Genomic DNA, 25,319 nt, shown 5'->3' on the forward strand with positions numbered 1-25,319 from the left:
GTGGGAGAAGGTGGCCAATCACGCCGCCGCGGCCTTGCCCTTGGACTGCACTTCGGCGCTGTAGTCCGCCATCAACTGCTCGGAGATCTTGCCGGGCGCAAACTTCCAGTTCGCGATCTCGGACACCGGCGTCACTTCGGCGGCAGTGCCGGTGATGAAGCACTCGGTGAAGCCGTCGAGTTCCTCCGGCACGATGCGGCGCTCGATCACCTCGATGCCGCGGCGCCTGGCGAGGTCGATCGCGGTGGCGCGGGTGATGCCGGCGAGGAAGCAGTCGGCGATCGGCGTGTGGATCTTGCCGTCCTTGACGAAGAAGATGTTGGCGCCGGTGCATTCGGCCACCCGGCCGTGCCAGTCCAGCATCATGGCATCGGCATAGCCGGCGCGCTCCGCTTTGTGCTTAGAGATGGTGCAGATCATGTAGAGGCCGGATGCTTTGGCCATCGCCGGGATCGTCGCCGGATCGGGCCGCCGGTATTCGGCCACGCACATACGGATGCCCTTCAACTTCTCCGCCGGATCGAAATAGCTCTGCCAGTCCCAGGCTGCGATGGCGAGATGGATGGTGTTGGCCGGCGCCGAGACGCCCATCATCTCCGAACCGCGCCACGCGATCGGGCGCAGATAAGCGTCGGGCAGATTGTTCTTGTCGATCACGAGCTGCTTGGCGGCGTCGATCTCGGCCACCGAATAGGGAATCTCGAAATCCAGAATATTGGCCGAGGCCTTCAGCCGCTCGGAATGCTCGGTGCTCTTGAAGACCTTGCCGCCATAGGCGCGCTCGCCCTCGAACACGCAGCTCGCATAGTGCAGGCCATGAGTCAGGATGTGAACATTCGCATCAGCCCACGGCACCAGCCTGCCATCGTACCAGATGACGCCATCGATCTTGTCGAACGAAACTCCCATGACCTCCTCCCGGATTGGTGCTTTTCAATGAGCCGCGCATCAGCATCGCGCGACTCGACGCGACGCGCGCTACCAAGCACTTGAAGTGATCTATCGCTTAAGCGACGGCGTAATTCCGCCGCCGGTCACAAGATCTTTCTGATCCAGTCGTGCGGGTCCGCTGCGCGACCGTACTGAATATCGACGAGCTTCTTGCGCAGCCCCATGGCGACAGGGCCGGCTATGCCGCCATTGATCAGAAAATCGCCGTTCGCCGAACACACTTTTCCGATCGGCGAGATGACGGCCGCGGTGCCGCAGGCGAACGCCTCTTTCAGCTTTCCGCTGGCGGCATCCGCGCGCCACTGCTCGATGGTGTAGGCTTCCTCGCGCACGACCGTGCCGGAATCCTTCGCCAGCGCGATGATCGAATCGCGGGTGATGCCCGGCAGGATCGTGCCGAGCGGCGGCGTCGAGAGCGAGCCGTCGTCGAATACGAAGAAGACGTTCATGCCGCCGAGCTCCTCGATGTAGCGGCGTTCGATCGCGTCGAGGAAAACGACCTGGTCGCAGCCGTGCTCGATGGCCTCGGCCTGCGCGCGCAGGCTCGCGGCGTAATTGCCGCCGCATTTGACGGCCCCGGTGCCGCCGATCGCGGCGCGCGTGTAATTCTCCGACACCCAGATCGACACCGGCGCAGGTCCGCCCTTGAAATAGGAGCCGACCGGCGAGGCGATGACGGCGAAGATGTATTCCGCCGATGGCTTCACGCCGAGGAATATCTCGCTCGCGATCATGAAGGGCCGCAAGTAGAGACTGCCCTCGCCGCCAGGGATCCAGGCGCTGTCGATGCGCACGATCTGCTCGACCGCTTCGATGAAGATAGCTTCGGGCAGCGGCGCCATGGCCATGCGCTCGGCCGAACTGTTAAAGCGCCTCGCGTTGGCGTCGGGGCGGAACAGGTTCACGCCGTTGTCGCGCTTGTAGGCCTTGAGGCCTTCGAAAATCTCCTGCGCGTAGTGCAGGACTGCTGTCGCCGGATCGAGCGGAAAATTCGCCCGGGCCTCGACCCGCGCGTCATGCCAGCCGTTCGCCTGATTGTAGCGGACGATGGCCATGTGATCGGTGAAAATCCGGCCGAAGCCCGGGTCCACGAGCTTGGCTGCGCGCTCCCCCTCAGAAGTTGGATTCGCCGCAGGCCGGATTTCGAATTTCAAACTCATTCCCCTTTGCCCTTGCTTCCCGCTATTGGAATTCGGAGCCCATCTTGGCGCCGGCATGCGTCTTCCGGGCCTTCACAGGTCTGGACTTCACCATCACCGGCCTTGCGGCCGGCTTCCATCGCCGTCATGTCGGTCGAGGACATGCTTTTGCGGGATGCCGAAGTCCAGTATGTTTGCCGAAATGCCGCTCGACAATCGCACGGTAATCCATTTGCGGCCGTTGCCGCCATCACTGGCTTTTTCCGGCTGCCTGACACGTCACCAGGTTCGAAACGACCTAAAGTTTCGTCGTGGCTGGCAGTTTTGTAACATTGAACCCAAGATATGTCAACATGACTGACATAAATTTCTCAAAGGGCCATGTCGCCTCCGATTCGCAGGAGGCCGCCAGCCCTGCCCCGCGGGCTGGCGAATTTCGCTGGGACATTATCGAGCTGCTGTTCTTCGCCTATCGCGACTTCGTCGGCGATGCCGACCATGAGCTTGAGGCTTTCGGGTTCGGCCGCGCCCATCACCGCGTGATGCATTTCGTCTACCGCTACCCCGGCCTCAAGGTCGCCGACCTCCTGGACGTGTTGCGGATCACCAAGCAGTCGCTTGGCCGGGTGCTCAAGCAGTTGCTCGATGAGGGCTACATTGTCCAGAAGACCGGCAATAACGACCGCCGGCAGCGCCTTCTTTACGCCACCCCGAAGGGCGAAGCGTTGGTGGCAAAGCTCGCAGGGCTTCAGACCGATCGCATCACCCGCGCGCTCCGGGACATCAATCCCGAAGGCGCCGCCGCGATCAGCGAGTTCCTGCGCGCGATGATCGATCGCGACGACCCCGACAAGGTGTTGGAGGCGATCTTCGGGATCGGCAGCAAGAAGCCAAGGGAGTGATCGTGCCGCAAGGAGCAACCATCGCTGCAGCCACCACGCGCGCGCCGCGGCAACTGGCCGATGACGCCCCGCATCTGCTCTTGGTCGACGACGACCGCCGTATCCGCGATCTGTTGTCGCGGTTTCTGACCGGCGAGGGCTATCGCGTCACCACCGCCTCGAGCGCGAGCGATGCGCGCGCAAAACTGCTCGGCCTGCATTTCGACCTCCTGATCCTCGACGTCATGATGCCCGGCGAAACCGGCTTCGACCTGGCGCGATTCATTCGCACCTCCTCCTCGGTGCCGATCATCATGCTGACGGCCCGCCACGAGGCGGAGGCGCGGATCGAGGGCCTGCAGATCGGCGCCGACGATTATGTGGCGAAGCCGTTCGAGCCGCGCGAGCTGATCTTGAGGATCGGCAATATCCTCAAGCGCTCTGCGCCGCCGCCGGTGGAGGCGCTGGAGCAGATCGCGTTCGGCCCGTACATTTTCCATCTCGATCGCGGCGAGCTGCGCCAGGGCGACGAGATCATTCACCTGACCGACCGCGAGCGCGAAATGCTGCGCATTTTGGCTGCCAGTCCCGGCGAAACGGTGCCGCGCGCGGCGTTGACCGGCGGCGGCACGGTGAACGAGCGCGCCGTCGACGTGCAGATCAACCGCCTGCGGCGCAAGATCGAGCGCGATCCCGCCAATCCGCTGTTCCTGCAGGCGGCGCGCGGCATCGGCTATCGCCTGGTGGCGTCGCCCTGAGCCAGCTCATGAGCACGATCGACACCGGCCTGACGTTCATCCGCAACGCGTCGCAACGCGTCTCCAGGGCCAATGGCTGGATGGGCAACGCGTTCAAGAGCTGGATGCCGACCGGCCTCTACGCCCGCGCGCTCCTGATCATGATCGTTCCGATGGTGATCCTGCAAACGGTCGTGGCGTTCGTGTTCATGGAGCGGCACTGGAACACGGTGACGCGACGCCTGTCGGCAGCCGTCGTGCAGGACATCGCCAGCCTGATCGATGTCTACAAATTCTATCCGCAGGACAAGGACCGCGCGCAATTGCGCCGCGTCGGGCAACGGTTGCAGCTCGTGGTCGATTTTCTTCCCGCCGGCGATCTGCCGCAGCCCGGGCCAAAACCGTTCTTCTCGCTGCTCGACCAGACCTTGTCGGTGCAGCTCGGTCGCCAGATCGGCCGTCCATTCTGGATCGATACCGTCGGCAAGTCCAATCTGGTTGAAATCCGCATCCAGCTCGACGATGCCGTGATGCGCGTGTTCGCGCAGCGCAGCGCCGCCTATGCCTCCAATTCGGAGATTTTCATCTTCTGGATGCTCGGCACATCCTCGATCCTGCTGATCGTCGCAGTGCTGTTCCTGCGCAACCAGATCAGGCCGATCCTGCGGCTGGCGGACGCCGCCGAAAGTTTCGGCAAGGGGCGCGAGGTGCCGAATTTCCGTCCGCGCGGCGCACGGGAGGTGCGGCAAGCGGCACAGGCATTCCTGGAGATGAAGGCCCGCGTCGAACGCTCGATCGATCAGCGCACCGCGATGCTGGCCGGCGTCAGCCACGATTTGCGCACCATCCTGACCCGCTTCAAGCTCGAACTGGCGCTGATCGGCGACAGTCCCGAAGTCGACGGCATGCGCAAGGACGTCGACGAAATGTCCGGCATGCTCGAGGCGTATCTCGCCTTCGCGCGCGGCGACAGCGGCGAGATCGCGCAGCCGACCGATATGGCGATGGCGCTGGAGGAGTTGCGCAGCGACGCCGAACGCAACGGCCATACCGCAACCGTGACGTTCCACGGCCTGCCGGTGGTGACGGTGAAGCCGGCCTCGTTCAAGCGCTGCATCGCCAACCTGGTTTCCAATGCGGCGCGCCACGCCAACACGGTCGCCATTACCGGCCACCGCGATCACCGCTATCTGACGGTGACGGTCGACGACGACGGGCCGGGCATTCCGGTCAACATGCGCGAGGAGGTGTTCAAGCCGTTCCTGCGGCTCGACGATGCCCGCAACCAGGATGAGGGCGGCACGGGCCTCGGCCTCGCCATTGCCCGCGACATCGCCCGCTCGCACGGCGGCGACATCACGCTCGGCGACAGCCCGATGGGCGGCCTGCGCGCGGCGGTAAGGGTGCCGGTGTAGGCAAGGTAGACAGGACGTTGTCGTCGCTGCGTTCGCATGCGTTCGCAGGGACGATAAATTCTGCTTCGTTACTTCGCCGGCTGCTTCGGGATCAGCGCCTTTAGCTTTTGCATGTCCTTGATGTTCATCTTCATGCCGCCAGGCATCATGATGTCGCCGGGCTTCTGGTCGGCCTTGCAGGCGCCGACCCATTTGGCCTCGATCGTGGAAGTGGAATCGTGCGCGCCGGCCCGGCCACCCTCGCTATGCGAGGTCGATTTCACGGTGTAGGCGGAGTTGAAGTCACCGGTGATCTCGGCCTTTGATTTGACCGTCACGCCGGCGATGCCGCAGACCGAGTCGGTGACATAGCCGGTCGCCGTCTTCTGGATCTCCTGCTTCGCGCAGATCTCCTTGGCCACCGGCGACATTGCGGTGCTCATGTCCTTGTCGGTGGTCTCGTCGGTGCATTGGTGCATCGTCATCTCGGATGATGGCCCGCCTGTACTCACCACCTTCATCTCCCACAGGCCGGCCTTGCGCACCGGCAACTCCACGGCGATAGCGCCGCCTGCCGGCAACAGAGCAAGCACACCAACGGCCGAACAAGATACAAGAAGCAGTCGTCTCATGCGTGGCTCCCGCTGAATTCTTCCAGAGATCGTCATCGCGAAGTGAACACACGCTCCGCGTGGCGAAAACATGTCCAGCCGGAAAACAGGTAGGGGCAGCGCTCAGTAAAGCGTGCGCAGCGGCCGCTCAGCGGCGCCATAGGGCACCCAGCGGCAGGCAAAGGAAACGTAGCCGCCGTAATTGGGCTGCACGCCGAGGAATTTCACCACCTTGCCGTAGCGGGCGCAGTGATCGACGGCGAGCTGGCGGGCGTCGGCCTGCATCGCGAGCGGATAGGCGATGATGCCGCCGGTGTCGTTGCCCTTGAACGGTGGCACCGTGTCGATATCCCACCACTGCGCCTGCGCCGGCGCCGCCGCCAGCATCCCGCCCATGGCAATCAGGCTCGCGGCCACAATTCTTCGCATCGCAGACTCCATTTCGCTCGAACCGCACCATAGTGTGCGCCGATGGCCGTGAAAAGAATGCTTGCGGCACGAGGCGGACTTGGCTGTCAGGTGTTGCCGCGCTGCACTTGACCTTGTCAGGGCTTCGCGGCACCGTCCCGTGCGTTGGCTTACCGGCGGATTCCCCATGCGCAATTTGTTCAAATCCTTGAGAGCACTCGGTCCGACGGCGGTGGCGCTCGCCCTGCTGGCCTCCAGCCATGCCGCCCAAGCGGCCAATCCCTTGGAATTGAATTTCTGGCTGTCAGGCCCGCGCTATGACGGCCGCGTTGCCGAATGCGAGCGGGCGCTGTCGACCATCGCGTACCAATTCCGGGAGAAAGAGGGCAAGTTCTGGAATTCGGCGCTGACGATCACCGGCTTTGGCCGGATCCAGGAAACCGCATTCCGGCCCTGGCAATCCGACAACATTCCGCGCCGTTTTTGCAGCGGAGATGTGATGCTGAGCGACGGCAAGATGCGCAGCGTGCACTACTCGATCATCGAGGATGGCGGCTTTGCCGGCTTCGGCCAGGGCGTCGAATGGTGCGTGACCGGGCTTGACCGCAACTGGGCCTACAGCCCCGGCTGCAGGGCCGCACGGCCCTGATCGCCCTGAAATCCGGCAAGCGATCCGGCTGACTCGGGCCGATTCTGGGGTTAATCCAATTTTGTTCTTGAAATGTTCTAGCTCCCTGCTAGGCTCCCGGTAGTCGAGTAGAGGGGGCGTTCGATGCACCGGTCCATCATTATTTCGCGGCTTCTGATTTCGCTGGCTCTTGCTGTCGTCTTGGCCGGGACAGCGTCCGCGCAGGACCGCCGGCAGAACGCGCCGGGCGAGTTCGATTTTTATGTCCTGGCTCTTTCCTGGTCGCCGTCCTTCTGCGAGGCGGCGGCTGAGCGCGGCAATAGCGGGCGATCGCAGACCCAGTGCAGCCGCCCCTATTCCTTCGTGGTTCACGGCCTGTGGCCGCAATATGAGCGCGGCTTTCCTGAATATTGCCAGCGGCCCTCGCCGCGGCTCGATCGCAACATCATGACCTCGATGCTGGACCTGATGCCGGCGCCCGGCCTGATCTTCAACGAGTGGGACAAGCACGGCACCTGTTCGGGCCTTGGTGCGCGAGCCTATTTCGAGACCACCCGAAAAGCGCGCGCTGCGGTAAAGATTCCAGAGGAATTCCTGCAATTGTCAGAGCAGAAGACCATCGCCCCTGGCGATCTCGAAGAGGCCTTTATCAAGGTCAACCCGGGCTTGAGCAGTTCGGCGATTTCGGTGACCTGCTCGAGCCGGCGCCTGAGCGAGGTGCGGGTCTGCCTGAGCAAGGACATGCAATTCCGCGCCTGCGACGAAATCGACCGCCGCGCCTGCCGGCGTGACGAGGTGGTGATGCCGCCGGTACGGGGCGGCTGAAGACCCGCTTACCGCCATGCCAGGCATGGCGGCCCGTGTTGCGCAGACTGCTCGAAGTTGTCTGCGTTCCCGGTCATCCACGGCTTATCGTCATCTGCAAGACACGTGGATGGCCGGGACCTATCTGCACCAAGACGTCGTCGGCATTTGGCCCGGACCCCTAGGGGGTTTGCGAAGCAGGACCCGTCTTCGCCAACCCGTCTTCCGCCAAGGCTTCGCCGGGTTTTCAGCCCTGGTCATCCGAAGCGTCTCGCGAAGGAGGACAAGCCCGGCCCTGACGAGTAGAAGACAATACGTCTTCTCCAATTGGTCGGCCGATTGCCATGAACTACCGACACGCCTTTCACGCCGGCGGCTTTGCCGATGTCATCAAGCACATCGTGTTGGTGCGCATGCTGATCTATCTCCAGGAGAAGCACGCCCCGTTTCGCGTCATCGACAGCCATGCCGGCGCCGGGCGCTATGATCTCACGGCTGAGGAGGCGCGCCGCGGCGGCGAATGGCTGACCGGCATTGCGCGGGTAATGCAGGCGCGGTTCTCGGAAAGCGCGCTGCCGCTGGTGACCCCCTATCTCGATATCATCAGGGCATTCAATGCGCCGGGCCGGCTCGAGGCCTATCCCGGATCGCCCCTGATCGCCCGCGCGCTGCTGCGGCCGCAGGACCGCCTCACGGTTTGTGAAATCGAGCCCAATGCCCGCAGGCAATTGATTGATGCGCTGCGCCGCGACAGCCAGGCGCGGGTGGTCGACCTCGACGGCTGGACAGCGTTGCCGGCCTTCGTGCCTCCCAACGAGCGGCGCGGTCTGGTGTTGATCGACCCCGCATTCGAGCAAAAGGACGAATTCGAGCGGCTGGCCGGCGGCTTCGCCGAAGCCTACGCGAAGTGGCCGACCGGCAGCTATCTGATCTGGTATCCGGTGAAGAGCCGGCGGGCCACCGACACCCTGGCACGGCTCGTCGCAGACGCTGCCGCGGCCAGCAAGCCGGCCGGGAAATGTCTGCGGCTTGAATTCAGCGTTGCACCGCAGGAGCCGGGCGGCCCCCTCGCCTCCACCGGCCTGCTGATCGTCAATCCGCCGTGGACGCTGGCCGGTGAGTTGAAGACAATTCTACCCGAACTCGAAAAACCGCTCGGCCAGGGCGGGGCCGGCCGGTTCAGGCTGGAGACGCCCAAGCCGTGAGCCTCCGCGCGGCCGGTGAAAAGTGCGAATCGCCGTAGGCAATTTACGCGAAACCGTATTATGCTCAGGCCGTTGGGACTGGCTTTACGTTCCGCTTCCGCGAATGGTTGCGGCGGAGTGATCAAGGCCGAATAAAATCCGGGTTGATCGGCGGCGTGAACCCGATCGGCTCAGGTGGCCAAGCTTCCGGCAGCGAATGTCCGGTCGGCCGACACGCGAGGTGCGCGTAACGGCGGAGCAATACCGGGGAGGAGTTTCCCGATGGCCATGACTGGAACAGTCAAGTTCTTCAATGGAGAACGCGGCTACGGCTTCATCAAGCCCGACGACGGCGGCCGCGATGTGTTCGTGCACATCACCGCTGTCGAGCGGGCCGGATTGAAGGATTTGACTGAAGGGCAGCGCATTACGTTCGAGGTCGAGCCGGACAAGAAGGGCAAGGGCCCCAAGGCGGTCAACCTGGTGATTTCGTCGTGAGCTGACGCTCGCGTTGAACGCGGCCTGAATTCTTGCTGCGAGGATCGCGCTGGGTGGCACAACCGTCCACAGCGGTGAGATTTGCGACGCCCTCGGCCTGAAGAAAAAAATCCCGGCGACTTACTGCCGCCGGGAGTTGGTAGCCGACAGTTTCTTTGTTCTCAGAAGTGATAGTTCACGCCGGCCCGTATCAGGCCGAACCGGTAACCGTTCGACGCGCCTGTAATGACGAAGTTGCTGTTGGCCAGATCGACATAGAGATATTCGATCTTGGCGCTCCAGTTCGGCGCAAGGCCCACCTCGGCGCCGGCACCGAGCGTCCAGCCCGCATTGGTATGGGATTCCGTCAGGCCAAAGGTGGTAGCGCGCAGCTCGCCGAAGGCGAGACCGCCGGTGCCGAAGAACAGGATGTTGTTGAACGCGTAGCCGGCGCGGCCGCGAACCGTGCCGAACCAGGGATTGGAAAATTTCCATGGCGCGAAGGTTTCTTCGGCGCCGGTCGCCTGGATGTCGCCTTCGAGACCGAACACCCACGGTCCGTTCTGCCAGTTGTAGCCGGCCTGAACGCCGCCGACGAAACCGGACGGCTTGGTCGGATTGTTCGCGACCGAACCCCAGGCATAACCGAGATTGCCGCCGAGATAGGGACCAGCCCAGCTATCGGGACCGAACTGCGTCTGGTTGACTGTCAAAGGCGGCCGCGATCCGTAGAGGTCGGCCGCCCGTGCCGACGTGGTCCAGCCGGTGGCGATCAGCGCCAGCGCGCCCCACACAAGCCTGCTCATCCCCCAACTCCACGCAACTGCCGCGACCTTGCCGGCGAAACCGGCCTCGTTACGGAACTCCACCTTTTCCGGTACGATTTATCGAGAGTTTTAAGTTAAAGGGTTGTTAATCCGGGTTTGCGCCCACTCATCAGTCTTAAGGAAGCGTTACCGGCCTCTCCGCGAAGACGCGCCGCGAGCGCTGGCGATGCCGCCCTGCAGCGCTTAATTTAGGCCCATGGATCACGATTCTACCGACCATCCGCAGCTCCCACGCAAGGCGCGGCGGGGTTCCCAGCCGGATTTGCCGCCCCAGGACCTGACCGCCGCCGCCGACGTCGATCCCGCGACATCTGCCGCCGAGGAGGACGACGAGGCGCGCCTGCCGGAAGCCCCCGAGGAGCCGGCCGAGGCGATTGCCGAAGGCCCGCTGGCGGTCGGCCACGCAGCCATCGAAAACGCGGTGCGGCTGGCACCGACCTCTCCCGGCGTCTACCGCATGCTCAATACCGCCAACGACGTGCTCTACGTCGGCAAGGCGAAGAACGTTCGCAAGCGGCTTGCGTCCTACGCCCGCGTCAACGCGCCCTTGCCGGCGCGCATCCTGCGGATGATCGCGGCGACCGTCACGGTCGAGATCGTTTCCACCACGACCGAGACCGAAGCGCTGCTGCTGGAAGCCAACCTGATCAAGCAGCTACGGCCACGCTTCAACGTGCAGCTACGCGACGACAAGTCGTTTCCGTACATCCTGATCACGGGCGACCATTGGGCGCCGCAGATCCTCAAGCATCGCGGCGCCCAAACCAGGCCCGGACGATATTTCGGGCCGTTCGCATCCGCCGGCGCCGTCAACCGCACCATCACGGCGCTGCAGCGCGCGTTTCTGATCCGCTCCTGCACCGACGGCTTTTTCGAAAGCCGCACGCGGCCCTGCCTGCTGTACCAGATCCGCCGCTGCTCGGGGCCCTGCACGCGCGAGATCGACTTCCCCGGCTATGGCGAGCTGGTACGCGAAGCGACCGATTTCCTGTCCGGCCGCAGCCATGCGGTGAAGGAGCTGCTCGCAGCCGAGATGGAGAAGGCGTCGAACGAGCTCGAATTCGAGACCGCGGCACTCTATCGCGATCGTCTCGCCGCGCTGTCGGCGATCCAATCGCAGCAGGGCATCAATCCCCGTACCGTGGAAGAGGCCGACGTGTTCGCCATCCATCAGGAAGGCGGCTATTCCTGCGTGGAAGTGTTCTTCTTCCGCACCGGCCAGAACTGGGGCAACCGCGCCTACTTCCCGCGCGCGGAAAAGTCGTTCACGCCGCAGGAAGTCTTGGCCTCGTTCCTCGCGCAGTTCTACGACGACAAGCCGCCGCCAAAACTCATTTTGCTGTCGCATGAGATCGAGGAATGCGCGCTGCTGGCCGACGCCCTGTGCGTCAAGGCTGGCTACAAGGTCGAAATCTCGGTGCCGAAGCGCGGCGAGAAAAAGGAACTGGTCACGCATGCGCTGACCAATGCGCGCGAGGCGCTTGGCCGCAAGCTCGCCGATACCGCGACGCAGAGCCGGCTCTTGGATGCGATGGCCGCCACGCTCGGGCTGCCGCAGGTGCCGAAGCGCATCGAGGTCTACGACAACAGTCACATCCAGGGCACCAACGCGGTCGGCGCAATGATCGTGGCAGGACCGGATGGCTTTATCAAAAACCAGTATCGCAAGTTCAACATCAAGTCCGAGGGACTGACGCCCGGCGACGACTACGCGATGATGCGCGAAGTGCTGGAGCGGCGCTTCAAGCGGCTGTTGAAGCCGCCGGAGGACGAAGCGGCCAAGGCCAAGACCGACGATGACTCCTTTCCGCAATGGCCCGACCTCGTCATCATCGATGGCGGCCGTGGCCAGCTCAACGCCGTCAGGGAAATTTTCGAGGGTCTGGGACTAACCCAGGTCTCCCTGATGGCCGTGGCAAAAGGCCCGGACCGCGATGCCGGGCGCGAGACCCTGTTCATGCCGGACCGCGAAGCCATCAAGCTCGAACCACGCGATCCCGTGCTATATTTCATCCAGCGGCTGCGCGACGAGGCGCATCGCTTCGTGATCGGCTCGCACCGCAAACTGCGGAAAAAGGACATCCGGGAAGCGGGCTTGCAGGAAATCCCGGGCATCGGCCCGTCACGCAAACGTGCCTTGCTGCATCACTTCGGAACACTAAAGGAGATCGAGCGGGCCTCGATCGCGGACCTCGGCAAGGTTCCAGGCGTTAGCGCCGAAAGCGCCCGCAAGATCTTTGAATTTTTCCATGCACAGGCGGGTTAAGGGGACTTCGCGTCGAGAGGCATGTCATTTGGGCGTCGCCTGCGACAGATGATCTAAATCCGCACGGTTGACCTTCACGCTCCAGCGGTATTGGTAAGACGGATGAACATCGCGACGACCAGGGGGCAGGCCAAGACCCTGTCCCTGCCGAATATTCTAACCTACGCCCGTATTGCCGCCATTCCGGTGGTGGTCGGCTGCGTTTTCGCCCAATCCATCCAGGACGGCCCGCTGTGGCTGCGCTGGGTAGCGCTGGCGGTCTTCCTCGCCGCCGCCGTGACCGATTACCTTGATGGCTACTATGCGCGAATTTGGGACCAGCAATCCGCCTTTGGCCGGATGCTCGATCCGATCGCCGACAAGCTCCTGGTAGCGTCCTGCCTCTTGATGCTGGCCGCCGATAGCAGCATCCACGGCTGGACCCTGTGGGCCGCCATCGTGATCCTGTGCCGAGAGATTCTGGTCTCGGGCTTGAGGGAATATCTCGCGGCGTTGCGGGTCAGCGTACCCGTGACCAAGCTGGCCAAATGGAAGACCACGATCCAACTGGTCGCAATCGGTTTCCTGATCGCGGGCGAAGCGGGCGAGCAGCTCCTGCCTGCAACCACCCTGATCGGTATCGTCCTGTTGTGGATGTCGGCGCTCTTCACGATCTACACCGGCTGGGACTATTTCCGCGCCGGGATCCATCACCTCATCAAGGAGGATGAGGGATGAGGGTTAAATATTTCGCCTGGGTGCGTGAGCGGGTCGGCGTCGCGGAAGAAACCGTCGAGCCGCCGGCCGACGTGCGCACCGTTGCCGATCTGATCGGCTGGCTTTCCAGCCGTGGCGAGACTTACGCCCATGCCTTCGAGAAGCCGAAGGTGATCCGCGCTGCGATCGACCAGGCCCATGTCAAGCCCGATGCCGTGATATCCGGCGCACGCGAGATTGCGTTCTTCCCGCCGATGACCGGCGGCTGACTTACTATGTCCGTCACCGCGACCATCCGTATCCAGGCAGGCGATTTCGACGCTGCGCAGGAGATCGCGGCGCTCACCGGAGACCGCACCGATATCGGCGCGGTCGTCACCTTCAGCGGCATCTGCCGCGGCAGCGAGAACGGCGAGCCGATCGCAGCCCTGACGCTCGAGCATTATCCCGGCATGGCCGAGGCCGAGATCGGGCGCCACGCCGACGAGGCGCTGTCGCGCTGGCCCTTGCAGGGCCTCACCATCATTCACCGGTTCGGCCGCATCGCGCCGGGCGAGAACATCGTGCTCGTGGTAACCGCCTCACCGCACCGCCAGGCGGCCTTCGAAGCGGCGGAATTCCTGATGGATTATCTGAAGACCAACGCGCCGTTCTGGAAGCGCGAGGAAAGCGAAAAAGGCGCGAGCTGGATCGAAGCGCGCGATCATGACGACGCTGCAGCCGCGCGCTGGACCAAGTCCTGATGGCCAAACGCACGAAGCCGGCGGCGAAGCGCGGCCAGACCACATCGAGGCTTCCCAAGGTCGGCGCGGGAGAATTGCTGACGCTGCTCGATTTCGTCCGCTATGCCGTCAGCCGCTTCGTCGAGGCCAAACTGGTATTTGCGCACGGCACCACCGATCCGCTTGCCGAAGCCGCATTCCTGGTCTGCGAAGCGCTGCACCTGCACCCCGACCACTTCGAGACGTTCGCGACCGCGCGCGTCACCGCCGCCGAAGGCAAGAATATCCTCGATCTGATCGCGCGCCGCGTCACCACGCGAAAGCCCACCGCCTATCTCGTCAACAAAATCTATATACGCGGCCTGCCCTTTTACGTCGACGAGCGCACCATCGTGCCGCGTTCCTTCATCGGCGAATTGCTGGACCAGCACTTCGGCCGCGATGGCGATGACGAGGCGGGCTCGCTGATCTCGGATCCTGACACGGTGGAAAGCGTGCTCGATCTCTGCACCGGCTCGGGCTGTCTTGCCATCCTGGCCAGCCGGAATTTTCCGAATGCGGCGATCGACGCCGTGGATATCTCCAAGGATGCGCTCGAAGTCGCCGCGCGCAATGTCGGCGATTACGGGCTTCAGGACAGGCTCACGCTCTACCGCGGCGATCTGTTCAAGCCGCTGGGGGATAAGCGCTACGACCTCATCATTTCCAATCCGCCCTATGTCGATGCGGAAGGCATGGCCGGCCTGCCGCGCGAATGCCGTGCCGAACCGAAACTCGCCTTCGATGGCGGCTCCGATGGGCTCAACATTGTCAGGCGCATCCTCGACGAGGCGGCCGCGCACCTGACGCCACAGGGCGGGCTATTATGCGAGATCGGCCGCTGCCGCCCGCAACTGGAAGCCGCCTATCCGCAACTGCCGCTGCTCTGGCTCGATACCGAGGATTCCGAGGGCGAAGTATTCTGGATCGCGGCGACCGATCTCTGAACTGTCCGATTGCGCGAAAAATATCACGTCGTGGTGGCGTTCCCGTGTCGCGACGAAACTGATACCTTGGGGCAAATCCGACGTTCAAGCTGAAGAGAGGCCTTCCATGCTGGACAAGAGCCCCCGCCCCACCCCGGTCAATGTTCCGAACGATCTCGCCGCGCACTGGATGCCGTTCACCGCGAACCGGGCGTTCAAGAAGAACCCGCGGCTGCTCGCCGGCGCGAAAGACCTGCATTACTTCACCGTCGACGGCCGCAAGATCATCGACGGTGCCTCGGGCATGTGGTGCACCAATGCCGGACACGGCCGCACCGAGATTTCGTCGGCAATCGCCAAGCAAGCCGAGGCGCTGGACTACGCGCCGCCGTTCCAGTTCGGCATCCCGCAGGCCTTCGAACTTGCGAGCCGCATCGCCGAGCTGGCGCCCGATGGGCTCGACCACGTGTTCTTCTGCAACTCCGGCTCGGAAGCGGCCGACACCGCGCTGAAGATCGCGCTCGCCTATCACCAGATCAACGGCCAGGGCAGCCGCATCCGCCTGATCGGCCGCGAGCGCGGCTATCACGGGGTCGGCTTCGGCGGCACCGCCGTCGGCGGCATCGTCGGCAACCGAAAACTGTTCGGCTCGCTGCTCACCGGCGTCGACCATCTGCCGGCGACCTATGACCGCGAGAAGCAGGCGTTCAGCAAGGGCGAACCGGAATATGGCGCGCATTTCGCCGACGAGCTCGAACGGCTCGTTAACCTGCACGGCGCCAACACCATCGCTGCGGTGATCGTCGAGCCGATGGCTGGCTCGACCGGCGTGCTGCCGGCACCGAAGGGCTATCTCAAGCGGCTGCGCGAGATCACCCAGAAGCACGGCATCTTGCTGATCTTCGACGAGGTCATCACCGGCTATGGCCGGCTCGGCTTTGCCTTTGCCGCCGAGCGCTACGGCGTCACGCCCGACATGCTGACCTTCGCCAAGGGCGTCACCAATGGCGCCGCGCCGATGGGCGGCGTGCTGGTGCGCGACACCATCCATGATGCCTTCATGAGCGGCCCGGAACATGTGGTCGAGCTGGCCCATGGCTACACCTATTCCGCGCACCCGCTGGCCTGCGCCGCGGCTCTTGCCACGCTCGACATCTACCGTGACGAGAAGCTGTTCGAGCGCGCGCGTGAGCTCGAGCCGAAATTCGCCGACGCTGTGATGTCGCTGCGCAACGAGCCAGGCGTCGTGGATATTCGCACCATCGGCTTGACCGCCGGCATCGATCTCGCACCGGTTGCCGACGCGCCGGGCAAGCGCGGCTTTGCCGGGCTCAACAGCGCCTTCCACGACAACGACCTGATGCTGCGGGTGGCCGGCGATACGCTGGCGCTGACGCCGCCTTTGATCATCACCGAAGACCAGATCGGCGAGATTATCGACAAGGTCGCCAAGGTGATCCGCGCGACGGCGTAGTCGCCAGCATCGGCTCTGACCGGGCAGGAACATTCGAAACGACCCCGCGTTCATTACTTTCGGACTTTTGGCGGAGGCAATCCTGCCTCCGCCAGCGGAGAACTGCGGAGATGCTCGCGCCTTCGAGCGGCTTGCTGCGCGCCGGGATCGAACTGAAGCTGAATCAGCTCAAGCTGGCGACGCGGTCGTATTTGCGCGATCGGACCCATCAGGCGACCGGAACGATGACTTCCTATGCCATCGCCGCAGGCCTGTTCGCAGCAGCGGGCATTTTCCTGATCGCCGCCTGCCTGGTCGGCATGACCGCGTTGTTTCGCTGGATCGAGATCCATTACGGGCCGTTTTGGGCTTTCGGCGCGATTGGCGCGTTGCTCGCGACAATCGCCGCGATTTGCGCCGGGCTCTCCGCCGCCAAGCTCAGACAAAGGCCGCCGCAGTTTCCTTCGCTTACAAGCCGCCTGCGCGTGGCGATCAAGGCCAGTCCAGTTGAACCGGACCAGATCGAGGCGACGCGGGACACCGCCAGGTCAAATTTGGCCAGGTCAGTTTTGCAGGCACCCTCGGCATCTCCAACGCGCAGCCGTGCTCGGCGCCGATCTCCGGGAAAGGACAGGAATCTGCAGGCCGGTCTTATCCTGATGGCGACATTGCTGGGCCTGGCGGCAACGCGACGGCGATGGCGCGGCACTCGGACGTTTGACGGCGCAACGGCGCTGGCTATTGCACCGCTTTGATCGCAGGTTCCGACCGTGTTCAAAGAACACTAGCTCTGCGAATCAACATTGATGCTAAGGTTGCGCCGCTGGGAAAAGCGCGAGTCGGACGATGCCTGAAACTTCCGTGTTTTCCCGGGGGAGCACAGTTCGGACCTGAAGGCGTAGCGCGCGACATGATTCGCATTTCGACGATTTTCATCGCCATCTGCATGGTGCTGGTTGCAGCCTCCCTAGGCCTCGTCCTGCATGCGGTGGCGGGCTTCAACGGCACCGAATCCGCGATCGTGGCGCTCACCGCGCTGACCTTCCTGATCCTCTACAACGCGGTGTCGATGCGGCTGCGCGACCGCTCGGACGTCGGCGGCCAGATCGCCGATCTTTCCCGTGGCACCGCCGACCTCGCCCGTCAGGTCGCCGAATTCGGCCGCCGGCTCGCCGCCGTCGAGGGCCGCCTGGTGTCGGCGAACTCCGCAAGCTCCGACCGCATCCAGGCGGTGGTCGGCGAGATCAACGAGCTCGGCGTCCTGGTCAAGCAACTGGCCGTCTCGGTGGCGGGCCATGAGGATCTATTGGCCTCGGGCGCAGCGACCGCATCCCCCGCCCCTGCGGGCCGGCCGGATCCCGAACCGCAGGGCGAACCGGCTGTCGCCACGGAGCAAGCCGCGCCAATCGTCGCCAAGCCCGCACCGGCTGCCGCCGCAAGGCCGGCAAGGCCTGCAATTGCCGCGGAAGCCGCTCCGCCCTCGCGCAACCAGCCGCAGCTGCTTGCCGCGGTGAAGAACGCCGTCGAGGAAAACCGGCTCGACATCTACCTGCAGCCGATGGTGACGCTGCCGCAGCGCAAGGTGCGCTTCTACGAGGCGGTGACGCGGCTGCGCGACGACAGGGATCAGATCCTCGCCGCCGATGATTTCATCCCCACTGCCGAAGCCGGCGGGCTGATCGGCAAAATCGATCACATGGTGATGTTGCGCTGTATCCAGGTGTTGCGCCGCCTGATGGTGCGCAACAAGGATGTCGGCGTGTTCTGCAACGTCTCGGCGGCGACGCTCGGCAATGCCGCCAATTTCGCGCAATGCCTCGACTTTCTGGAGGCCAATCGGGCGCTGGCGCCCTCCTTCGTGCTCGAATTCAAGCAGGCGACGTTCCGCCAGCTCCGCCCGACCGAAATCGAGAATCTCGCCGCGCTGTCGCAGCGTGGTTACCGCTTCTCGATCGACCATGTCACCGACTTGCGGATCGAGCCGCGCGACCTCGCCGATCGCGGCGTCCGCTTCATCAAGGTGCCCGCGGCGTTGCTGCTCGACCCCAAGCAGAGCTCGACCTCGGACATCCACCCTTCCGATCTTTCCGACCTGCTCGGCCGTTTCGGCATCGACCTGATCGCCGAAAAGATCGAGGGCGAGCGCGCGGTGGTGGACCTGCTCGACTATGACGTGCGGTTTGGACAGGGCTTTCTGTTTGCGCCGCCGCGGCCGTTGCGGCCCGAAGGGGCATCTGCTACCGGCGGGGCGACAGCGAACAAGGAATCCGGTAGCCCCAATGGCCCCAGCAACCCCGTCCCCATGGCCAGCCAGGCCGCGGAACCCCCGATGCGCGCGACCGGCAATGCCGCGTTGGCGCGCCGTGCCGCGGGACCGGGTTAACAGGCTTCCGACATCATGACCTCATTGCGCTTCGTCGAGCGGCTACGCGACCTCGTGGACGGCGTCGAGGTCGTCCTGTCCGATATTTGGGGCGTGGTGCACAACGGGCTGGAGTCCTTCCCCGAAGCCTGCGAGGCGCTGCACACCTGCCGCCAGCGCGGAGCTACCGTCATCCTGATCACCAACGCTCCGCGGCCGGCCGATTCCGTGCAGCGCCAATTGCGCAAGCTCGGTGTCCCCGACGAAACCTATGACGCCATCGTCTCTTCCGGCGACCTGACCCGAAGTTTCGTCGCCGATCATCCTGGCAAGAAGATATTCTGGATCGGTCCGGAGCGGGACTCCTCGATCCACCGCGGACTCGATGCCGTGATGGCGCCACTCGAGCAGGCCGACTACATCATCTGCACCGGCCTGTTCGACGACGAAACCGAATCGGCGGAAGACTATCGCGCGATGCTGCTGCAGGCGCGCGAGCACAAACTGCCGCTGGTCTGCGCCAATCCCGACATCGTGGTCGAACGCGGCGACCGGCTGATCTATTGCGCGGGCGCGATCGCCGAGCTTTATCGCGAGCTCGGCGGCGAGGCGATCTTCTACGGCAAGCCGCACCGGCCGATCTACGAGCGCGCGATGGCGCTCGCCGCCGAGCGCCGCGGCCATTTGGCACCGCTCGACCGCGTGCTGGCAATCGGAGATTCGGTTCGGACCGACCTCACCGGCGCGCACGGCTTCGGGATCGATTGTCTTTTCCTTACCCGCGGCATCCATTCGGAAGAATTCGAGGGCATCGACCAGCTCGACCCGGCCTCGGTGAAGGAGCTGTTCGGACATCCACCCCGCGCGCTGATGCGGGAGCTGCGGTGGTAGGTGCATCGCTGCACCGGACTCAAAATTGCGAAAACAACCCCATGCAAAGTAGGAATGGGCCTTACATCATCTGAAAACGCAAGACCTGGTAGGGCTCATGAGAGCGCAGCATGCCCGGGATTGGGCCGGGCATTACGAGAATGGGAGCGAGCTGGAGACCAGGCGCCTTACGCCGTCGCCATGTCCGGGAAGACCGCCTCGATCTTGGTCTTCAGCGTCGCCGCGTTGAACGGCTTGACGATGTAGTTGTTCACGCCGGCCTTCTTGGCGGCAATCACGTTCTCGGTCTTGGATTCCGCCGTGATCATGATGAAGGGGGTGGTGGCGAGATTGGGGTCGGCACGGACTTCCTTGAGCAGGTCGTAGCCGGTCATCGGCTCCATGTTCCAGTCCGAGATCACCAGTCCGTATTTCTTGCTGCGCATCTTGTTCAGCGCGGCCGAGCCGTCGCTGGCGTCGTCGATGTTGTCGAAGCCGAGCTGCTTCAAAAGATTTCGGATGATGCGGATCATGGTGCTGTAGTCATCAACCACCAGAACCGGCATGGACAAATCAACCGCCATCTTTTCCCCCACTCGACGCTTTACGCCACAAAATACCGACAGGCCTGCGCGGCCCGCAGTCCTCCCCAAACCTCTAGCATCAGCCGTTAAACAGCCCGTTAACCGGACGACACCGGATTGCATCCGTTTTGGCCCGACCCACCCGGCTTGACTTCGACGGCGGCGCCGCGTCACCGTCCGGCCGCCTTCACCGAGACCAAGAATCCCTGAAATGACAACTGGTTTTACCGTTATCCGAGACGCCACCCCTGCCGCCGACATCCCCCGCGGGGCGGTGGTCGCGATGGGCAATTTCGACGGCGTCCATCTGGGCCACCGGGCCGTGATTGACGCGGCCTTGCGGATGGGCCACGCCCACGGCAAGCCGGCCTTTGCCATCACTTTCGAGCCGCATCCGCGCAGCTTTTTCAGCCCGAACAGCCCCCAGTTCCGCCTCTCCGACGAGACCAACAAGCTGCGGCTGCTGGCCGGAACGGGGCTGAACGGCGCGGTCGTAATGACCTTCGACAAGACCCGCGCCGGAACCTCGGCGCAAGATTTCATTCACCATGACCTGATCGGGCGGCTCGGCGTCAGCGGCATTGCCGTCGGCTACGATTTTCATTTCGGCAAGGGCCGGGCCGGCTCGCCGAGCCTGTTGGTCAGCGAGGGGCCGCGGCTCGGCATCGAGGTCGACGTCCAGGCCCATGTCGATATCGAGGAGCGGCCGGTGTCCTCCAGCGCGATCCGCATGGCGTTGGCGGAGGGCCAGATCGACGAAGCCACCGCCATGCTGGGCGGGCCGTGGTTCGTCAGCGGCGCGGTGATCCATGGCGAGAAGCGCGGCCGCGACCTCGGATACCCCACCGCCAACATCCGCCTCGACAAGAATTGCAGCCTCAAGCATGGCATCTATGCAGTGCGGGTCGGCCGCGGGCAAGGAAAGGATCACGAGCGCTTCGACGCCGTCGCAAGCTTCGGCCGCCGCCCGACTTTCGACAACGGCGCCCCGCTCTTGGAAGTGTTCCTGTTCGACTTCAAGGGCGACCTCTATGGCGCGGTGCTCGATGTCGCCTTCATCGGCTTCATCCGGGACGAACTTAAATTCGACTCGATCGACGCGTTGATCCGGCAGATGGACGACGACACCGCGCGCGCCCGCGCGCGGCTGGCTGCCGCGCCGGATGCGTTTCCCAAGCTTGGAGTGATCGGTTGAGCAAGACCGAAAAGCAAAAGATGCTCGCCGGCGAACTCTATCGCCCTGGCGATCCCGAATTGCAGGCGGATGCCGCCGCCAACAAGGCCTGGCTCGCGCGCTACAATGCGGCGCTGGCTGCGCCTGTGTCGGAGCGGCATACGCTGCTATCGGCCCATTTCGGCCGTGTCGGCACCGGAGCTGTGATCCGTCCGCCGTTCTTTTGCGACTATGGCTACAATATCCGGCTCGGCGACGAAGTGTTTCTCAACTTCAACTGCGTCATCCTCGACGTGGTCGATGTGACGATTGGCGACCGCACCCAGATCGGACCGGCGGCGCAAATCTACGCCGCCGACCACCCGCGCGACGCCGAAACGCGGCGAACCGGCCTCGAATTCGGCCGTCCGGTGCGAATCGGCAGCGATGTCTGGATCGGTGGCGGCGCCATCATCCTCCCCGGCGTCACAATCGGCGACGGCGCCGTGATCGGCGCCGGCAGCGTGGTCACGCGGGATGTCGGCCCGGGCGTGATCGTCGCCGGAAACCCGGCCCGGTCGCGGCAGGGCTGACAGTCCGCCGCCAGCAGGCTTTGCGATTTTCCCGGCTGGCTGCTATGGAAAGCCCCATGTTTGCGCGGTGCACCATCAGCATTAGGAGCCCGGCTTCCGCCTGAGCGTTCGCTCGGCGCAAGACCGGGATTTCCTGTTTCAGCCGCTACTCCCCAGCGTTTCCGCGCCGTCTTCGAGCCAACCAGAGCATTCATGTCCCAACAGCCGCAAAAGTCCGACGTAACAGATTATTCGAAAACCCTGTTCCTGCCGCAAACGGAATTCCCGATGCGCGCCGGCCTGCCGCAGCGCGAGCCGGAGATCCTCAAATACTGGAACGAGATCGACCTCTACGGAAAGCTGCGCGAGAGCGCGCAGGGCCGCGCCAAATTCGTGCTGCATGACGGGCCGCCCTATGCCAACGGCAACATCCATATCGGCCACGCGCTGAACAAGATCCTCAAGGACGTCGTGACCAAGAGCCAGCAGATGCTCGGCTTCGATTCCAACTACGTGCCGGGCTGGGATTGTCACGGCCTGCCGATCGAATGGAAGATCGAGGAAGAGAACTACCGCTCCAAGGGCAAGCCGAAGCCGGACTTCCGAGACTCCACCGCGATGGTGGCGTTCCGCAAGGAGTGCCGCGCCTATGCGACGCACTGGCTCAACGTACAGCGTGAGGAGTTCAAGCGGCTCGGCATCATCGGCGATTGGGACGACCCCTACGCCACCATGAGCTATCCGGCCGAAGCCCAGATCGCGCGCGAATTGATGAAGTTCGCCGCCAACGGCACGCTCTATCGCGGCTCCAAGCCCGTGATGTGGAGCGTGGTCGAGAAGACCGCGCTGGCCGAAGCCGAGGTCGAGTACGAGGACTACACCTCCGACATGGTGTGGGTGAAATTTCCGGTCACCTCGCCGGCGCATGGCGCGCTGGCAGAGGCTTCCGTGGTGATCTGGACCACGACGCCGTGGACGCTGCCCGGCAACCGCGCCATCTCGTTCTCGCCGAAGATCGCCTACGGCCTCTACAAGGTCACCGATGCGCCTGCCGACAATTGGGCGAAGACCGGCGATCTCCTGATCCTCGCCGATGCGATCGCAGCAGAAGTGCTCAAGCAGGCGCGCGTCACCGCCTATGAGAAGGTGCGCGACCTGCCCGGCGACACGCTCGACGCCGTGGAATGTGCCCATCCATTGAAGGGCTTCAGCGGTGGCTACGAGTTCACGGTACCGCTGTTGCCCGGCGACCATGTCACCGACGACACCGGTACCGGCTTCGTCCATACCGCACCGGGCCATGGCCGCGAGGACTTCGACGTCTGGACGGCAAATGCGCGTGAACTCGATCAACGCGGCATCAACACCGCCATCCCCTACACCGTCGACGAGAACGGTGCTTTCACCGATCACGCTCCTGGCTTCACCGGCAGGCGCGTCATCAACGACAAGGGCGAGAAGGGCGACGCCAACGATGCCGTCATCAAGGCGCTGGTCGAGGCCGGCAAGCTCCTGGCGCGCGGGCGACTCAAGCATCAGTATCCACATTCCTGGCGCTCGAAGAAGCCGGTGATCTTCCGCAACACGCCGCAATGGTTCATCGCGATGGACAAGGACATTGCGATTGACGGCAAGACGAGGCCTGGCGATACGCTGCGCGCCCGCGCGCTGCACGCGATCTCGGTAACGCAGTGGGTGCCGCCCGCCGGCCAGAACCGCATCAACGGCATGATCGCAGGCCGCCCCGACTGGGTGATCTCGCGCCAGCGCGCCTGGGGCGTGCCGATCGCCGTGTTCGTGCGCGAGAAGGGCGACGGCTCCGCCGAAATCCTGCAGGACGACATCGTCAACCAGCGCATCGTCGAAGCCTTCATGGAGGAAGGCGCCGACGCCTGGTACATGGACGGCGCACGTGAACGATTCCTGGGCGAACGCGCCGGCGAAGACTGGAAAAAGATCGACGACATCCTCGACGTCTGGTTCGACTCCGGCTCGACGCATGCCTTCGTGCTGGAGGACCGCCAGAATTTTCCAAGCCTTGGCAACATCGTCCGCAAGGTCGATGGCGGCGAGGATACCGTGATGTACCTAGAAGGCAGCGACCAGCATCGCGGCTGGTTTCATTCCTCGCTGCTGGAAAGCGCGGGCACCCGCGGCCGCGCGCCCTATGACGTCGTGCTCACCCACGGCTTCACGCTGGACGAGAACGGCCGCAAGATGTCGAAATCGCTCGGCAACACCGTCGAGCCGCAGAAGGTGATGAAGGATTCGGGCGCGGATATCCTGCGGCTGTGGGTCTCCGCCACCGACTATGCCGACGACCAGCGTATCGGGCCCGAAATCCTCAAGAACACCATCGAGACCTATCGCAAGCTGCGCAACTCGATCCGCTGGATGCTCGGCACGCTGCATCATTTCAATCCGGCCGACGCGGTCGCCCATGGCGACATGCCCGAGCTGGAACGCTTGATGCTGCACGAACTGGCGAAACGCGCGACAATCGTGCGCCAGGCCTATGCCGAGTTCGACTACAAGACGGTGGTCGCGACGCTGGCGGCGTTCATGAACAGCGAATTGTCGGCGTTCTACTTCGACATCCGCAAGGACACGCTCTATTGCGATCCGCCGTCCTCGGTCGCGCGCAAGGCGGCGCTGACCGCGATCGACATCATCTGCGATGCCATCCTGCGCTGGCTGGCGCCGGTGCTCAGCTTCACGACCGAAGAGGCGTGGCGGATGTACAAGCCGGACGCGGAAGCTTCGGTGCACCTGACGCTGTTCCCGGAAGGTTTTGACCAATTCCGCGACGAGAAGTTGGCGGAGAAGTGGGAGACCATTCGCGACGTGCGCCGTGTCGTCACCGGCGCGCTCGAAGTCGAACGCGCGGCCAAGAACATCGGCTCGTCGCTCGAAGCCTCGCCGCTGGTCTATGTGTCGGACAAGAATATCTTCAACACGCTTTTCGACGTCGATCTGGCCGAAGTCTGCATCACTTCGAACGCCATGGTGACCAATGACGATGCGCCGGCCAGCGCATTCAGCCTCGCCGACGTGCCCGGCGTCGCCGTCGTGGTCGAAAGGGCCGTGGGCACCAAATGCGCGCGGTCGTGGAAAATCCTGCCCACGGTCGGCGAGGACAGCGAATACCCGGACGTGTCCCCGCGCGACGCGCAGGCCCTGCGGGAATGGAAGGCGCTTGCCGAAGGTCACAGGCCGGCCGATGCAGCCACCAAGCCTGTCGCGTTGGTCGAGCAGCAACCTGTAAAACAACCGCAACAAGCGGAGGAAGCGCCGGAGCAGGCCGGTTCAGGAAAGATGACGGCGGACACGACTGCGAAGAAGGTCAGAGCCAGGAAGACTTTGGAAGCCGCGGAGGCCGAGCGCGCCAAGAGCGAGGCGAAGGCCAAGAGCGCCCCAGAACCCAAGGCCGAAATTAAGAAAGCAGAACCCAAGAAGGCTGCAGCCAAGAAGGCCACAACGAAGAAAGCCAAGACCAACAGAACCACGGCCAGCAAAACCACGGCCAAGAAAGCCAAAGCCAAGAAAGCGAAGGTCAGCAAAGCGAAGGTCAGCAAAGCCGCCAAATCCAAGAAAGCTGCTTCGGCAACGAAGGCGGCCAAGAAGGGAGCTAAGAA

The 25,319-nt window shown here is 63.8% G+C and carries 24 protein-coding genes and 1 pseudogene; 19 read left to right on the forward strand and 6 right to left on the reverse strand.

Annotated features, from left to right (window positions below; all coding sequences use genetic code 11):
• Positions 1–18 precede the first annotated feature (18 nt).
• Both CQ13_RS06930 and CQ13_RS06935 read right to left on the reverse strand, forming a co-directional pair.
• Positions 19–909, reverse strand: coding sequence for a branched-chain amino acid aminotransferase (locus CQ13_RS06930; protein ID WP_057842246.1), 891 nt, complete (start codon positions 907–909; stop codon positions 19–21).
• A 125-nt stretch (positions 910–1,034) separates the two neighbouring features.
• Entirely contained in the window at positions 1,035–2,111 is a 1,077-nt protein-coding gene (locus CQ13_RS06935; RefSeq protein WP_057842247.1) for a branched-chain amino acid aminotransferase, read from the reverse strand.
• A 332-nt stretch (positions 2,112–2,443) separates the two neighbouring features.
• Here CQ13_RS06935 and CQ13_RS06940 point away from each other — a divergent pair, with 332 nt between their 5' ends.
• The 3 genes from CQ13_RS06940 to CQ13_RS06950 are packed head-to-tail and all read left to right on the forward strand — an operon-like array spanning position 2,444 to position 5,123.
• Positions 2,444–2,992 (forward strand): MarR family winged helix-turn-helix transcriptional regulator, encoded by a 549-nt coding sequence (locus CQ13_RS06940; protein ID WP_057842248.1) that lies wholly within the window; start codon positions 2,444–2,446, stop codon positions 2,990–2,992.
• Complete coding sequence (locus CQ13_RS06945; RefSeq protein ID WP_057842249.1) at positions 2,989–3,729, forward strand: response regulator; 741 nt, start codon at positions 2,989–2,991, stop codon at positions 3,727–3,729. The genes CQ13_RS06940 and CQ13_RS06945 overlap by 4 nt, the downstream gene beginning before the upstream one ends.
• Before the next feature lie 8 nt (positions 3,730–3,737).
• On the forward strand, positions 3,738–5,123 hold the full coding sequence (locus tag CQ13_RS06950) for an ATP-binding protein (protein WP_057842250.1): 1,386 nt from the start codon (positions 3,738–3,740) through the stop codon (positions 5,121–5,123).
• A 68-nt stretch (positions 5,124–5,191) separates the two neighbouring features.
• Here CQ13_RS06950 and CQ13_RS06955 read toward each other — a convergent pair whose 3' ends face one another.
• Together CQ13_RS06955 and CQ13_RS06960 are read right to left on the reverse strand one after the other, a co-directional pair.
• The gene (locus tag CQ13_RS06955) at positions 5,192–5,734 is read right to left on the reverse strand and encodes a DUF3617 domain-containing protein (protein WP_057842251.1); all 543 of its coding nucleotides are present in this window, start codon (positions 5,732–5,734) and stop codon (positions 5,192–5,194) included.
• A 102-nt stretch (positions 5,735–5,836) separates the two neighbouring features.
• Complete coding sequence (locus tag CQ13_RS06960) at positions 5,837–6,142, reverse strand: hypothetical protein (protein ID WP_057842318.1); 306 nt, start codon at positions 6,140–6,142, stop codon at positions 5,837–5,839.
• A 166-nt stretch (positions 6,143–6,308) separates the two neighbouring features.
• Between CQ13_RS06960 and CQ13_RS06965 the strand changes: the two genes are divergently transcribed.
• From CQ13_RS06965 to CQ13_RS06980, 4 genes are all read left to right on the forward strand, one after another.
• Positions 6,309–6,770 (forward strand): hypothetical protein, encoded by a 462-nt coding sequence (locus CQ13_RS06965; RefSeq protein WP_057842252.1) that lies wholly within the window; start codon positions 6,309–6,311, stop codon positions 6,768–6,770.
• A 123-nt stretch (positions 6,771–6,893) separates the two neighbouring features.
• A complete protein-coding gene (locus tag CQ13_RS06970) occupies positions 6,894–7,574 on the forward strand; it encodes a ribonuclease T2 family protein (RefSeq protein WP_057842253.1) in 681 nt (226 codons plus the stop codon).
• A gap of 323 nt (positions 7,575–7,897) precedes the next feature.
• Positions 7,898–8,758, forward strand: coding sequence for a 23S rRNA (adenine(2030)-N(6))-methyltransferase RlmJ (locus CQ13_RS06975; RefSeq protein ID WP_057842254.1), 861 nt, complete (start codon positions 7,898–7,900; stop codon positions 8,756–8,758).
• 261 nt (positions 8,759–9,019) lie between these two features.
• On the forward strand, positions 9,020–9,235 hold the full coding sequence (locus CQ13_RS06980) for a cold-shock protein (protein WP_028350729.1): 216 nt from the start codon (positions 9,020–9,022) through the stop codon (positions 9,233–9,235).
• Positions 9,236–9,396: 161 nt separating this feature from the next.
• On the opposite strand, the gene CQ13_RS06985 is transcribed toward CQ13_RS06980, so the two are convergent.
• Positions 9,397–10,020 (reverse strand): outer membrane protein, encoded by a 624-nt coding sequence (locus tag CQ13_RS06985; RefSeq protein WP_057842319.1) that lies wholly within the window; start codon positions 10,018–10,020, stop codon positions 9,397–9,399.
• Between the two features lie 217 nt (positions 10,021–10,237).
• Between CQ13_RS06985 and uvrC the strand changes: the two genes are divergently transcribed.
• From uvrC to CQ13_RS07030, 9 genes are all read left to right on the forward strand, one after another.
• Positions 10,238–12,307, forward strand: coding sequence for an excinuclease ABC subunit UvrC (gene uvrC / locus CQ13_RS06990; protein WP_057842255.1), 2,070 nt, complete (start codon positions 10,238–10,240; stop codon positions 12,305–12,307).
• A 102-nt stretch (positions 12,308–12,409) separates the two neighbouring features.
• On the forward strand, positions 12,410–13,024 hold the full coding sequence (pgsA, locus tag CQ13_RS06995) for a CDP-diacylglycerol--glycerol-3-phosphate 3-phosphatidyltransferase (protein ID WP_028350726.1): 615 nt from the start codon (positions 12,410–12,412) through the stop codon (positions 13,022–13,024).
• Complete coding sequence (gene moaD / locus CQ13_RS07000; RefSeq protein ID WP_057842256.1) at positions 13,021–13,272, forward strand: molybdopterin converting factor subunit 1; 252 nt, start codon at positions 13,021–13,023, stop codon at positions 13,270–13,272. The genes pgsA and moaD overlap by 4 nt, the downstream gene beginning before the upstream one ends.
• Positions 13,273–13,278: 6 nt before the next feature.
• The gene (locus CQ13_RS07005) at positions 13,279–13,746 is read left to right on the forward strand and encodes a molybdenum cofactor biosynthesis protein MoaE (RefSeq protein ID WP_057842257.1); all 468 of its coding nucleotides are present in this window, start codon (positions 13,279–13,281) and stop codon (positions 13,744–13,746) included.
• Positions 13,746–14,711: a 50S ribosomal protein L3 N(5)-glutamine methyltransferase gene (gene prmB, locus CQ13_RS07010; protein WP_057842258.1), complete on the forward strand. Its 966-nt coding sequence runs from the start codon at positions 13,746–13,748 to the stop codon at positions 14,709–14,711. Before CQ13_RS07005 ends, prmB begins: the two co-directional genes overlap by 1 nt.
• Before the next feature lie 106 nt (positions 14,712–14,817).
• Complete coding sequence (gene aptA / locus CQ13_RS07015; RefSeq protein ID WP_057842259.1) at positions 14,818–16,164, forward strand: omega-aminotransferase AptA; 1,347 nt, start codon at positions 14,818–14,820, stop codon at positions 16,162–16,164.
• A 110-nt stretch (positions 16,165–16,274) separates the two neighbouring features.
• Positions 16,275–16,898, forward strand: coding sequence for a phage holin family protein (locus tag CQ13_RS07020; RefSeq protein WP_057842260.1), 624 nt, complete (start codon positions 16,275–16,277; stop codon positions 16,896–16,898).
• A 155-nt stretch (positions 16,899–17,053) separates the two neighbouring features.
• The gene (locus CQ13_RS07025) at positions 17,054–18,526 is read left to right on the forward strand and encodes an EAL domain-containing protein (protein ID WP_057842261.1); all 1,473 of its coding nucleotides are present in this window, start codon (positions 17,054–17,056) and stop codon (positions 18,524–18,526) included.
• Positions 18,527–18,541: 15 nt separating this feature from the next.
• Positions 18,542–19,396, forward strand: a complete 855-nt coding sequence (locus CQ13_RS07030; protein ID WP_057842262.1) for a TIGR01459 family HAD-type hydrolase — start codon at positions 18,542–18,544, stop codon at positions 19,394–19,396.
• A 167-nt stretch (positions 19,397–19,563) separates the two neighbouring features.
• Here the strand turns inward: CQ13_RS07030 and CQ13_RS07035 are convergent, their stop codons facing one another.
• The gene (locus CQ13_RS07035; RefSeq protein WP_028350718.1) at positions 19,564–19,959 is read right to left on the reverse strand and encodes a response regulator; all 396 of its coding nucleotides are present in this window, start codon (positions 19,957–19,959) and stop codon (positions 19,564–19,566) included.
• Between the two features lie 211 nt (positions 19,960–20,170).
• On the opposite strand from CQ13_RS07035, the gene CQ13_RS07040 reads away from it, so the two are divergent.
• The 3 genes and pseudogenes from CQ13_RS07040 to ileS form a co-directional block, all read left to right on the forward strand.
• Entirely contained in the window at positions 20,171–21,154 is a 984-nt protein-coding gene (locus CQ13_RS07040) for a bifunctional riboflavin kinase/FAD synthetase (RefSeq protein ID WP_057842263.1), read from the forward strand.
• Positions 21,151–21,705 carry a sugar O-acetyltransferase gene (locus CQ13_RS07045; protein WP_057842264.1) on the forward strand — a complete coding sequence of 185 codons (555 nt, stop codon included), beginning with the start codon at positions 21,151–21,153 and terminating at the stop codon, positions 21,703–21,705. Before CQ13_RS07040 ends, CQ13_RS07045 begins: the two co-directional genes overlap by 4 nt.
• Before the next feature lie 192 nt (positions 21,706–21,897).
• A pseudogene (ileS, locus tag CQ13_RS07050) lies at positions 21,898–24,882 on the forward strand (isoleucine--tRNA ligase); the annotation flags it as partial.
• Positions 24,883–25,319 lie beyond the last annotated feature (437 nt).

This window comes from Bradyrhizobium retamae (genome assembly GCF_001440415.1).
GTDB classification, from domain to species: Bacteria; Pseudomonadota; Alphaproteobacteria; order Rhizobiales; family Xanthobacteraceae; genus Bradyrhizobium; species Bradyrhizobium retamae.